Below are 12,785 nucleotides of genomic sequence, written 5' to 3'. Positions count from 1 at the left end.
CAAATTAATCCAAGTGGTTTACTTGTATATTCATAAATAATGAATCAATCATTCAGTTTTTTGAATTGTACATGAGAATGATCCTGATTTATGATAAATACCATTAAGTCAATCGGAATAATCAAATATAAAACGGAGGCTGATTCGAATGGCAAATGTGAAAAAGATTAAACTAGGTGCAATGATTCATGGCGTAGGTGGAGGCTGGGAGGATTGGAAGCATCCCGATGCGATTACAGATGCAAGCACGAATTTTCAATTCTATAAGCATCAAGCACAAACAGCGGAAGCTGGGAAGTTTGATTTTGCATTTATCGCAGATAGTGTTCATATCACAGAAAAATCAAGCCCCCATTACTTGAATCGCTTCGAGCCGCTCACGATTCTATCGGCGCTTGCAGCCGTCACGAAACGCATCGGCCTTGTTGCCACAGTAACGGTCAGCTATAGCGAGCCCTTCACGGTGGCAAGACAATTCGCTTCCCTAGACTTGATCAGCAAAGGACGCGCGGGTTGGAACGTGGTCACCTCATGGCTATCGGGCAGCGCGAACAATTACAGCAAGGAAGAGCACCCGCCGCATGAGAAGCGGTACCGCATTGCACAGGAGCATGTGGATGTGGTGAAAGGCTTATGGGATTCGTGGGAAGACGATGCATTCACGCGGGATAAAGCGACTGGTCAGTTTTTTGACCCGGCGAAGCTACATACCTTGAATCACCAAGGGGAGTTCTTCTCGGTGCAGGGTCCGCTGAACATAGCCCGTTCGAAGCAAGGGCAGCCCGTCATTTTCCAAGCAGGAACCTCCGAGGATGGCCGCAACTTTGCTTCCCGAAATGCGGATGCGATCTTCGTGGGGCACGAAAATATGGAGGAAGCCAAAGCCTATTATGCGGATATTAAACGAAGAGTCGTTTCCTTTGGTCGCAAGGCAGAGGATGTATCGATCCTTCCTGGTATTCGACCAATCATTGGCCGAACAGAAGAAGAAGCAGAGCGCAAATACCTAGAAACGGTCAATCTTGTATCCATCGACAAAGCGATTATAGCGCTAGGTCGTCCATTCAATGATTTTGATTTTAGCGTGTACCCTTTGGATGAACCTTTCCCAGAGCTTGGGGATTTGGGAGCCAATAGCCAGCAAGGCGGTTCAGAGAAGATTAAGCGATTGGCGAGAGAAAACAATCTAACACTGCGCCAAGTGGCTCTTCGTTTTGCAACGCCGAAAGGAAATTTCGTGGGCACACCGGAGAAAATCGCCGATACGATTCAGCAATGGGTGGAAGAAGGAGCGTCCGACGGGTTCATTATTGGTGTAGGGATACCAGGAGCGCTGCAGGATTTCGTGGAGCTGGTAGTGCCGATTTTACAAGAACGTGGGTTGTATCGTACGGAATATGAACATGACACACTGCGTGGACATCTGGGTCTGGAAGTACCAGTTAATCGGAATAGCAAAGCCAAAGTGCTGAACTCATAAGGGGGAAATAAACATGTCCAAACCAAGAAAGCTTAAGCTCGGAGCCACGATCACAGGTGTAGGTACTTCAAAATATACATGGCGAAACCCAGAGATACCGGGGGATGCCAGTGTTGATTTTGATTATTATGCAGGGCAGGCGTTACAAGCGGAGGAAGGCAAATTTGATTTTGTTTTCATCGTAGATAGCACATATATTACGGAAAAATCTGCCCCGCATTACTTGAATCGCTTGGAGCCATTGACGGTATTATCGGCGCTGGGTGCCGTTACCTCTAAGATTGGGCTGGTTGGGACGCTAACTGCGTCTTTCACACAACCTTTCACAGTGGCTAGGCAGTTTGCTTCACTGGACCATATCAGTGCGGGTCGAGCCGGTTGGAACGTCGTGACGACAGGGCTTGAAGGTGCTGCTCGCAATTACAGCCGAGATGAGCATTATGCCCATGATGAGCGGTATCGGATAGCGGAGGAGCATTTGGAAGTCGTGCGCGGTCTATGGGATTCGTGGGAAGATGATGCATTCACGCGGGATAAATCAACTGGTCAGTTCTTCGATCCGAGCAAGCTGCATGCGTTGAATCATAAAGGCAAGCATTTCTCGGTGCAGGGTCCGCTGAACATTGCCCGTTCCCAGCAAGGCCAGCCTGTTATTTTTCAAGCAGGTGGGTCGGACGATGGTCGTAATTTAGCGGCAAAGAGTGCGAATGCGATTTTTACAGGACATGAATCGATCAAGGAAGCGAAAGCTTTTTATCAGGATATTAAGGCACGGGCAGCAGCATATGGCAGGGCGAGCGAAGAAATCCTCGTGTTCCCAGGCATTAGTCCAATCATTGGCCGTACGGCGGAAGAAGCGGAGAGCAAGTATCAAGCGATTGCAGGGTTAGTGACGTTGGAAGATGCGCTTGATCAGCTGGGACGTCCGTTTACGTACCACGATTTCAAGCAGTATCCGTTGGATGAACCATTCCCGGATCTGGGCGATCTGGGCAGTAATAGCTACCGCAGCTCTACCGATCGTATTAAGCGGATTGCCAAAGAAGAGAACTTGACGCTTCGTCAAACCGCACTGCGATTTGCTACACCAAGAAGCAGCTTCGTTGGTACGCCTGAGCAGATTGCGGATACCGTGCAACAATGGTTCGAAGAAGGCGCAGCCGACGGCTTTATCATTCATACGGGCATTCCAAGCGTACTCAAAGATTTCGTGGAGCTCGTTGTTCCGATTCTTCAGGAACGTGGTATTTATCGCGAAGACTATGAAAGTGATACCTTGCGAGGCAACTTAGGACTTGAAATCCCAGTAAACCGCTATACGAAACAGAGAATAGCCCAAGCATAAGCTTAGAGGGGGAAAAAGATATGAAAAAGAGACTCGGATCTATCATCGGCGGTTTATTAATAGCTTCACTAGTACTCGCGACAGGCTGCGGTGAAGTCAAAGATGGCGGAAGTAAGGACGCTGCTGCGCAAGAAGCGGGTACAGTGACGCCAGGTGGTGAGCTTATATGGGCATTAGCAGGTACAGTGACATCAGACAGCTTGGACGCTCATAAAGCAGGCTTCGCACCAACGACTAGAGTTATGCGTTCACTTTACGATAGCTTGGTGGTGGAGTTACCTGATCACTCGATTAAGCCGTGGCTAGCAACGGATTGGGAGCTTTCCTCGGATAAAAAGAGCTATACGTTCCACCTGCGCAAGGATGTGAAATTCCATGATGGAACACCGTTTAATGCTGATGCTGTTAAATTTAACTTTGACCGAATTATCGATCCAGCGACCAAAGCATCCAGCGCACTGAATGAGCTAGGTACGTATCAATCGACGGATGTGATCGATGAATTCACAGTGAAGGTGAATTTTAAGACGCCATTCGCGCCGTTCCTAAGTAATGCTGCTAAGGTCGATCTAGGCTTCGTTTCTCCGACAGCTGTGAAAAAGTATGGCGATGCCTTCCCGCAAAATCCAGTGGGGACAGGGCCATTTAAATTGAAAAAAATCACACCCAGCTCTCAAGTCGAGCTTGAGAAAAATCCGGACTACAACTGGGGACCTTCCAATGCGAAGCATCAAGGCCCTGCCTACTTAGATAAATTAACGGTGAAATATGTGGAAGAGGAAGCAACGCGCGTCAGTGTTCTGCAAAGCAAGCAGGTACAGGTGGCGGATATTATTCCTCCGCAGAATTTGGTGGCATTGAAGGCGGATCGTAATTTTAATGTACAGGAGACAGAGCTGCTGCAGGCCAATTATACACTCTATTTAAATATTCAGAAGGCCCCGTGGAATGATCTGAAAATACGACAAGCGTTCCGCTCAGCACTGGATATTGACTCTGCTGTTAAGACGATTTACTTGGGCACATCCAAGCAAGGCTGGTCACCGATTTCGCCACAGCAGTTCGCCTATACGCCGACTAGGGAGAATGCTTACAAGGTAGATACGGCCAAGTCGAATCAAACGCTGGATGAGGCTGGTTGGGTGAAAGGGGCAGACGGCTACCGTTCCAAGGACGGTAAACGTCTTACAGTCGAAGTGATCGACACTCAAGGTAATCGCGAGAAACGTCTTGATTTGATTGCGATTTTCACCCAGCAGCTGAAGCAAGTAGGTATAGAACTGAAAGTGATCTCCTTGCCTACGGGGACCTACACGGATCGCCGCAATAAAGGAGATTACGATCTTATCGCAGGCAGCCAATTCTCGGGTGATCCTGATGTGCTAAGACAACTTTACTCTACCAAAGGGCCTTCTAAGGCAAATAATATTGCAAAAACGAATGATCCCAAATTAGATGAGTTTTTGGAGCAAGGCTACTTAGAAACGGATCCTGAAAAACGGAAAACGATATATAAAAATGCGCAAGAGTACATTATCGACAACGTGTACGGGATTCCTGCCTATGTGTTCAACTATTCTGTTGCTTCGACGAAAGATGTGAAGGGGATTACGTTCGACTCGCCAGCATGGCCTGTGTTCTACGACGCTTGGATTCAAAAATAAGATCGCGAGGGGGAGTCACGGATGGTGAAGTATATCATGAACAGGCTCATCGTCTCTATTCCAGTCATTCTAGGTTCGTTGACGCTTGTTTTCTTAATCATTCACTGGCTTCCTGGTGATCCGGCGCAGATGATTGCGGGTGAGGATGCCTCACCGGAGCGCATTGCTTATTTAAGAAATCAATTTGGCTTAGATCAACCGCTTTGGCAGCAATATGCTGAGTATTTGTGGAAAAGTGTACGAGGAGATTTTGGCCATTCCTTTGCCAACAGTCAGCCGGTGATTGATCGACTGCTGGCTCAGCTGCCAGCCACGCTTTCCTTGGCGCTATTGAGCACTATTTTTGCCATAATCGTCGGGTTCCTTCTTGGCGTGTTATCAGCTGTGTATCAAAATCGAGTGCTGGACTATATCGTGCGCATCATTAGCTTGTTAGGTGTATCTATGCCTAAGTTTTGGCTCGGAATTCTGCTTATTCTCGTGTTCTCTGTGCATTTTCAGCTCTTACCTGCAATTGGGAATGGCAGCTTCAAGCAGCTGATTCTACCGTCGTTCGCATTGGGTGTGACGGGAGCAGGGATGCTTACTCGCATGGTGCGCAATAGTGTGTTGGAGGTCATTAACGACCCCTTTGTACTGACGCTGCGCGCGAAGGGGCTCTCCGAAAAAATCGTGCTCTACAAGCACGTGTTGCGGAACGCTTTGCTGCCTGCTGTTACGATTCTTGGGTTGCTGGTTGGCGAGATGCTCTCTGGTGCAGTTGTGACGGAGACCGTCTTTTCCAGGCAAGGCTTAGGGAAATTAGTCGTAGATGCGATCAATCAGAAGGATATACCGGTGATACAGGCGGCGATTCTGATTACAGGACTTTTTAATATTTTGGTCAACTTGATGGTAGATGTGTCGTATTCCTACGTTGATCCGCGAGTTCGCAAGTCTGGATAACTTTGAAGGGAGTTGACTCTCATGCTGTTCAACACGGTAACAACAGAAAGGCTGCTGCGGAAGAGGCAGGAGCTGTTAAGCTTCCGATTCAAGCTGAAAAAGCTGAACTTATCCAAAGCACTGCTGAGCCTGTCTCTGTTTATTTTAGCTTTTCTGATCTTGTGTGCCATCGTTCCTTCTTGGATTGCTCCTTACTCGCCAACGGATATGCTGACGGATCAACTTTTGAAATCGCCGAGCCTCTCACATCCCCTTGGTACAGACCAATTCGGTCGTGATGTGTGGACCCTAGTCATCTATGGCAGCAGGCAGTCGCTCATAATGGGGGTAGTTTCTGTTGTGATTGGCGGCTGTATTGGCACCTTATTCGGTCTTATCGCGGGGTATTGGGGCGGGAAGGTAGATTCCTTGTTTATGCGTTTCAATGATATTTTGATGACGATCCCGGGGATTCTGCTCGCGATAGCTATTTCGGTTGCACTCGGACCTAGTTTCTTCAACGTCATATTGGCCATTAGTGTGGCTACGATACCGGGAAAGGCAAGGGTCGTTCGCAGCCAAGTGATCTCGATTCGCAATCGGCCTTTTATTGATGCCGCTCGCGCAGTTGGCACCTCCCATGTAGAAATCATGCTGCGCCATATTTTGCCGAATTGCTTCTCGCCATTGCTTGTGATGATGACGATTGGCGTGGGCAGCTCCATTTTAGTTGGAACAGGGCTAAGCTTCCTTGGACTAGGTGTGGTGAAAGAAATTCCAGATTGGGGCTATATGCTGTCCCAAGGACGCAGCTATATGACCGTTGCTTGGTGGGTAGCTACCTTCCCTGGACTGGCTATTACACTGCTGGTAATTGTGGTTAATCTCATCGGTGACGAAATTCGTGATCGCATGGATCCTAAGAAATCGAGGGCATAGCGAATGAAGCCATTACTCGAAATAGATGAATTATCGGTTGATTTTCAAACAGCGAGCGGCTCGCTGAATGCGATAAATAAGATTAGTTTACACATTGGCACAGGCGAAATTGTGTGCTTGGTCGGTGAGTCTGGAAGCGGGAAGACAATTACTTCCTTGTCGATTATGCGTCTGATTAACTATGATGGCGGTTATATTTCACAAGGTGATATCAAGCTTGATGGGCAAAGTTTAGTGGGTCTGTCTCAAAAGGAAATCAGCGATCTCCGAGGCAAGAAAATCGCGATGATATTCCAAGAGCCGATGACAGCGCTGGATCCGATCTTCACGATTGGCAGTCAAATCATTGAAGTGATTGTTCGGCATGAGCGAATTTCGAAGCTTGGAGCGAGGGAAAAGGCAATTTTCCTCCTTCGTCGAGTGGGCATACCTGAGCCTGAAATTCGCATGAATCAATATCCGTACGAGCTTTCCGGCGGTATGCGTCAAAGAGCGATGATTGCGATGGCGCTGGCCTGCGGGCCTGAGCTGTTGATCGCAGATGAGCCTACGACAGCACTTGACGTCACGATCCAAGCGCAAATCTTGAGCTTGCTGCGAGAGCTGAAAGATGAATTCAAGATGTCGATTCTACTGATTACCCATGATCTCGGGATTGCTGCTGAGATGGCGGACCGTGTCGTGGTCATGTATGCGGGCAAAGTCGTTGAGCAATCACCTGTACATCAATTATTTGAAAATCCAGCCCATCCTTACACGCAAGGGCTTCTGCATTCCATTGTGACGTTGGATAATGTTCGTGGCTTGAAGCTGTACACGATCAAAGGCACAATTCCCAGCTTATCTCAATTGCCAACAGGCTGCCGTTTCCACCCCCGTTGCCCTTATGCAACGGATCGTTGTTTAAGTGAAGATCCACCTCTGCAGGAGCTTCACGGCCGTGAGGTCGCTTGTTGGAATGCGGAGCGGATCGATCATTTGGCTGCTGAGTTTTTCGGAGATGCCGTAACGAAGACACCTATAGAGCTCAACATGAACGACGAAAGCCGTAAGGATGCTTGGACGCTGGGTCTAGAGCAACCATTGCTCCAAGTGAAGAACGTGAAGAAATATTTCCCGATTCGACAAGGATGGTTTAGCGGTGGCCGCAGCTCCATTAAGGCAGTTGATGATGTTTCCTTTGATATTCGCAAAGGGGAGACCTTCGGCCTTGTTGGGGAATCCGGCTGTGGGAAATCCACGCTAGGGCGTGTGCTTCTGCAGCTCGAGAAAGCGACAGAGGGCTCTATTCATTTTGAAGGCAGAGATTTGATTCAAGCGGGTGCGAAGGGTTGGAAGGAAACGCGAAGAGATATGCAGATCGTGTTCCAAGACCCGTATGGCTCCATTAATCCTCGCTGGAAAGTGGGAGATATCATTGGCGAACCTTTCTGGGTGCATGAGGCATTACGTGGATCAGCCAAAAGAGCCAAAGTAGAAAGTGTTATGGAGCTCGTTGGATTGAATCCGTCCTGGTATGATCGCTTGCCGCATGAATTCTCGGGAGGGCAGCGCCAACGGATTGGGATTGCTCGTGCAATTGCACTGAATCCGAAGTTTATTTTGGCAGATGAGGCGGTATCGGCTTTGGATGTTTCCGTTCAGTCTCAGATCGTCAATCTGATGCAGGATATTCAACAACGCATGAATTTGACGTATTTGTTTATTGCACATGGGCTAAATATTGTTCGCTACATTTCGGATCGTATTGGCGTGATGTACCTAGGCAAGCTGGTTGAAATTGCACCAACGGATGAGCTGTTCAGACATCCTGCACATCACTATACGAAAGCGCTTCTGTCCGCCATTCCAGTACCTGATCCAAAGCGTAAGCGCAGCTTTGTGCCGTTGGAAGGCGAAATGCCTTCGCCAGCAAGACCGCCTTCAGGCTGCCGCTTTCATACGCGCTGCCCAGCAGCGACGGCGCTTTGCCGTGAGGTCGTCCCAGAGTTAACGGCGATTGCACCTGGGCACTTTGCGGCTTGTCACTACCCATTGTAAGAATTGGAAGTTTACTGGGAAAAAGGAGAGACGATCATGCCATCCAAGCTAATCAGCATCAAAGACGCGGTTGCACAGATCACGGATGGTACGAAGCTTGCCATTAGCGGCAATATGGAGATGTCTCCCATGGCTCTCGTTCGTGAAATTATACGCGCTCAGCGGCGGCAGCTGTACCTCGTTTGTGCAGGGGCTGCGGCCGTGAATGCCGATCTTCTGATCGGAGCTGGAGCGGTATCGACGGTAGAATTCTCACAGATTTCTATGGGAGAGTATGGGTTTGGACTGAATTTTCGGCGGAAATTCGAGCAAGGCGCGATTGTTGGGTTAGAGCATGCTTGTCCAACGCTGACAGCAGCGATTGGGGCAGGTGCTTCAGGTATTCCCTTCACACCTGTGAGGGGGTTAATCGGGACGGATTATATGAAAATCAGACCTGATTTTCATGAGATGCCCAATCCGTACAATCCGGAAGAGAGCATTGCCATCGTACCAGCGATCCGACCAGACGTGGCCATATTTCATGGTTACAAGGCGGATACGCTCGGCAACGTCATTGCTCATCCGTCACAGAACAATCGACTACTAGCGCAAGCAGCAAGGAAGACATTTGCTTCGGTAGAGAAAATCGTATCACCGGAGGAGCTGCGAAGGGAAGCTGACCATAGCGTAGCATTCATCCCATCGCTGTTTCTCAGCGGTGTCATTCATGCACCAGGTGGCGCTTCACCAACAGCTTGTCCAGGCTACTATGACATAGACGATGAAGCGATTTCCATTTATATGGAAGCGTCGGCGTCGGATGCGGCTTTTGAGGTGTATGTGAAGAGTCTTATTACTCTTTAGCGGAAGGAGGTCTTGTATGAGTTATATGGAGCAGGCTAGACTGTCTTCCTATTCGATGGAAGAGGCCATGATCTGTTACTTAGCCAGAGAGCTGCGCAATCATGAGGTTATCGGGGTAGGGAACAACTCACCGATACCGGCCTCGGCTGCGCTGCTTGCGAAATCGATGCATGCCAAGCAAGCTTCCGTCTATATTCTTGGGCAATGTGATTGGCCTTTTCAAGGAACGAGAGAGTTCTTTGATCTCATGCAGCGAGGCGGTATGGATGTTTTTTTTCTAAGTGGTGCGCAAATTGACAGCTACGGACGCATCAATCTGCATGTGATTGGTGATTATGCGAAGCCGAAGGTAAGACTCCCTGGAGGAGCAGGTTCAGGTGTTGTCTACTTCGCGTGCAAGCGTATTTTCCTTTTTAAAACAGACCACGGGATAAAAGGATTTCCAGAAGCGCTCGATTTCGTCACATCAACCCCTTCGTCGGGGCGAGGTGTTTATCATCAAAACGGATTAGTCGGCGTCTATACGCCCCTAGGCATAATGAAGCCTAGCGGACCTGAACGCAGATTAAAACTTGCTGCAACGGTGTCAGACGTAAGCCCAGCAGAGGTCCAAGGGAGAACTGGCTTTGATTTGGGCTTGAAACATGAAGATGACAACTCGATTCCTACCCTCGTTCCACCTACAGTTAACGAACTAAGGACACTTCGTTATGAGGTAAGTCATGAATTACAGCGTATCTATCCGTTATTTGCGAAGCAGCACTTTGGTGCCTATATGAAAAAAGCAGCAGTTCAATTATAGAAAGAGGGATGAAAATGAGCGAAAATAAACCCTTTCATCAGTTGGAAGCGAATATTTCAGGTATTCTAGCTAGTCATCAAGACTATCGTACAATCATTGATCACGTGAGGCCGCATTTGCAGGAATTGCTGACAAATGAGCAGTTGCTTCCTGCGGACTTGGAAGTGCCATTGGCGGATAAATATGCACAGTATTTGCTATATAGGCCGGAGAATGAGTCCTTCTCCGTCATCGCTTTCGTCTGGGGAGCGGGGCAAGTTGCGCCGGTTCATGATCATCTGGTTTGGGGGCTAGTAGGGGTTTATCGCGGTTCGATTGTGGAGAGACGGTATCGTCGCGAGGATCATGGCGAATCCGCTGAACCGCGTTATACGATTCGCGAGGTATCCGAAGTCACGGCTTCCCAAGGTGACATCTCTTTTGTGTATCCGCCGGAGTATGATATTCATGGCGTTGCGAATCCGTTTGATGAAGTTGCGATCACCATCCACATTTACGGAACGGATATCGGCAAGCAGTCTAGGCACATTCATGATGTGGCTTCCGGTAACGCTCGAGATGTTATTACGAAGCACGATAATGCAAGTCCAATTTATAGCTAATGACCTTGTACCATCTCTAACGACCATACCAAGAGGAGCGAAGAGAACATGAGTAGCAACAAATACGGCCCTCTGACAGGCATAAAAGTCATTGAATTTGGTCAAATTGCCGCAGGTCCCTTCGCGGGGATGTTGTTCGCTGATCTAGGCGCGGATGTCGTCAAAGTAGAACGACCGGATGTTGGGGACAGCATGCGGGAATGGCCTCCATTTTATACAAATGAAGAGGGGGAGAGTTACAGCTCTAATTTCAGTTCCCTGAATCGTAATAAACGAAGCATTGCGATTGATTTTAAAGCTCCTGAAGAGCTTGAGCGATTGCGTGAGTTATGTGCACAAGCCGATGTGATTGTTGAGAATTATCGCCCTGGCGTACTCGCCAAATTCGGTCTAAGTTATGAACGATTGGTGGAAACGAATCCGAAGCTCGTGTATTGTTCCATTTCAGGCTTCGGTCAAACGGGTGCTTACGCACAAAAGGGTGCCTTCGATGTGACTATCCAAGCGATGAGCGGGTTGATGAGTGTAACGGGCGAAGAGGATGGCGAGTCTGTCAAATGCGGTGTTCCCGTGGCTGATTTCGTAGCGGGACTCTACGGTGCCTATACGGTCGTTGCGGCGATTCATCAAGCTTCTCAGAGCGGGAAAGGCAGCTACATTGATTGCTCCATGTTAGCAAGCGTATTGGGAATATCCGCTCTGCAAACGAGTGAATATTACGGCAATGGCGCAGCACCGAAGCGATTGGGCAGCGCACATCCACGCAATGCACCGTACCAAGGCTATCACGGGAGTGATAAGCCATTCGTTATTGCGGCTGGGAATGAGAAGCTTTGGCGTGAGGTGGTGGATGCCGTGGAGCAGCCAGCGTTAGCTGATGATCCGCGTTTTCAGAATCAGACACTGCGAGCGAAGTATCAGAAGGAGCTGGCTCAGTTGCTTCAGGGAGCATTTAGCCGGAAAACAGCAGCAGAATGGCTCGACATCTTCGATGGGCGAGGTGTGCCGTGCGCACCGATAAATACGTTTGAGGATATTTTACTTGATCCTGTAGTGAAGGAAAGTGGTTTGATTCATGAGCTTGATTTGCCGAATCAGACAAGAACCACCACGGTAGGCTATCCAATTAAACTAACGGATTATGAGTTTCAGATTTATCGCAAGCCGCCTCTTAAAGGTGAGCATACGGAAGACATTTTTCGAGAATGGGGTGTTAGATCATGAGTAAGGCAACAAGGCTTCATATTGATATTTACCGGGCGACTTCGGAGTTAATTAAACAACGAGTCAGCGAGCTTTCACGTGAACAGTTGGAATGGAAGCCTGCACCAGAAAAGTGGAGCATCAAAGAAGTAGTAGCTCATCTCGTAGATGCCAGCTTCGTACATGCCGTACGTATACGCAAAATTGTTGCGGAGACTGGCAACGAGTTCCTACTCTATGATCAGGATGCCTGGGTGGCAAGCTCCCGAGCGAATCAGACGGAGCTCCATGATATTTTACTTGCGTTTGATGCTGTGCTTGCTTACAACGCCTTGTTCTATGCGCGTTTGACAGAGGAGCAGTGGGAACACAAGGGGAATAATAACGGTAAAGACGTCTCCGTCGTCGATTTGTTTCAAGGCTTTATTCGTCATGTGCAGACGCATTTACTGCAAATTCAGCGGAATCTGGACGCTTTAGGGGTGAAGTGAAGACGGTGCTATTTCCGTCGGACGAAATACCTATAGGGGTATCTCTCGGGATGAATGGGAGATGCTCTTTTTTCTTTTGCTCACATTTCGGGTATACTAACAGGTGCAGAAGAGAAAGGGGCGGTACGATGTTTACCATTACAACCTATACAGTGGAATTGGTTAGAGATCCTTTTGGGATTTTGACGGGGAAACGCTATGAATTTATCATCGATATTGAAGTTGAAGAAGATGATGAACTATATTGCGAGAGTGGCCTCTATATTAGAGCCATTTACAATGTGACCGAAGAAACGTCAGCACTTATGAAATATGAGCTATACGAGAAAACGACTGAGCTATATCTGGATTTCGATCTAGAGGATGATGAAGTCGCAGTCGTGGAAGCGTTCTGTAAGGAGCATTATTTGGAAGGTAATGAATAAGAATGAGGGAAGAGGAGCGTAGTT

At 48.3% G+C, this 12,785-nt stretch carries 12 protein-coding genes; all 12 read left to right on the top strand.

Annotated elements, in window-relative coordinates; genetic code table 11:
• Positions 1-148 precede the first annotated feature (148 nt).
• The 12 genes from AC58QG_RS11530 to AC58QG_RS11475 all read left to right on the top strand — a co-directional run bounded on the left by AC58QG_RS11530 (position 149) and on the right by AC58QG_RS11475 (position 12,761).
• Entirely contained in the window at positions 149-1,480 is a 1,332-nt protein-coding gene (locus AC58QG_RS11530; RefSeq protein WP_497362184.1) for an LLM class flavin-dependent oxidoreductase, read from the top strand.
• Positions 1,481-1,493: 13 nt separating this feature from the next.
• The gene (locus AC58QG_RS11525; RefSeq protein WP_497362183.1) at positions 1,494-2,825 is read left to right on the top strand and encodes an LLM class flavin-dependent oxidoreductase; all 1,332 of its coding nucleotides are present in this window, start codon (positions 1,494-1,496) and stop codon (positions 2,823-2,825) included.
• Positions 2,826-2,845: 20 nt separating this feature from the next.
• Positions 2,846-4,489 (top strand): ABC transporter substrate-binding protein, encoded by a 1,644-nt coding sequence (locus AC58QG_RS11520; protein WP_497362182.1) that lies wholly within the window; start codon positions 2,846-2,848, stop codon positions 4,487-4,489.
• 21 nt (positions 4,490-4,510) lie between these two features.
• The gene (locus AC58QG_RS11515; protein ID WP_497362181.1) at positions 4,511-5,434 is read left to right on the top strand and encodes an ABC transporter permease; all 924 of its coding nucleotides are present in this window, start codon (positions 4,511-4,513) and stop codon (positions 5,432-5,434) included.
• Between the two features lie 21 nt (positions 5,435-5,455).
• Positions 5,456-6,352: an ABC transporter permease gene (locus AC58QG_RS11510; RefSeq protein ID WP_497362180.1), complete on the top strand. Its 897-nt coding sequence runs from the start codon at positions 5,456-5,458 to the stop codon at positions 6,350-6,352.
• 3 nt (positions 6,353-6,355) lie between these two features.
• Positions 6,356-8,392: an ABC transporter ATP-binding protein gene (locus tag AC58QG_RS11505; protein WP_497362179.1), complete on the top strand. Its 2,037-nt coding sequence runs from the start codon at positions 6,356-6,358 to the stop codon at positions 8,390-8,392.
• Positions 8,393-8,428: 36 nt separating this feature from the next.
• Positions 8,429-9,238 (top strand): CoA transferase subunit A, encoded by an 810-nt coding sequence (locus AC58QG_RS11500; protein ID WP_497362178.1) that lies wholly within the window; start codon positions 8,429-8,431, stop codon positions 9,236-9,238.
• Positions 9,239-9,254: 16 nt separating this feature from the next.
• Positions 9,255-10,040 carry a CoA-transferase gene (locus AC58QG_RS11495; RefSeq protein WP_497362177.1) on the top strand — a complete coding sequence of 262 codons (786 nt, stop codon included), beginning with the start codon at positions 9,255-9,257 and terminating at the stop codon, positions 10,038-10,040.
• Positions 10,041-10,054: 14 nt separating this feature from the next.
• A complete protein-coding gene (locus AC58QG_RS11490) occupies positions 10,055-10,642 on the top strand; it encodes a cysteine dioxygenase family protein (RefSeq protein ID WP_497362176.1) in 588 nt (195 codons plus the stop codon).
• Positions 10,643-10,690: 48 nt separating this feature from the next.
• Positions 10,691-11,866, top strand: coding sequence for a CaiB/BaiF CoA transferase family protein (locus AC58QG_RS11485; protein ID WP_497362175.1), 1,176 nt, complete (start codon positions 10,691-10,693; stop codon positions 11,864-11,866).
• Entirely contained in the window at positions 11,863-12,336 is a 474-nt protein-coding gene (locus AC58QG_RS11480) for a DinB family protein (protein WP_497362174.1), read from the top strand. Before AC58QG_RS11485 ends, AC58QG_RS11480 begins: the two co-directional genes overlap by 4 nt.
• Before the next feature lie 128 nt (positions 12,337-12,464).
• Positions 12,465-12,761 carry a DUF6509 family protein gene (locus AC58QG_RS11475; protein WP_497362173.1) on the top strand — a complete coding sequence of 99 codons (297 nt, stop codon included), beginning with the start codon at positions 12,465-12,467 and terminating at the stop codon, positions 12,759-12,761.
• Positions 12,762-12,785: the final 24 nt, after the last annotated feature.

It is taken from the genome of Paenibacillus sp. J22P169, assembly GCF_059691995.1.
Note: the sequence above shows the minus strand (reverse complement) of the source record. Positions and strands in the feature narration are given on the sequence as shown.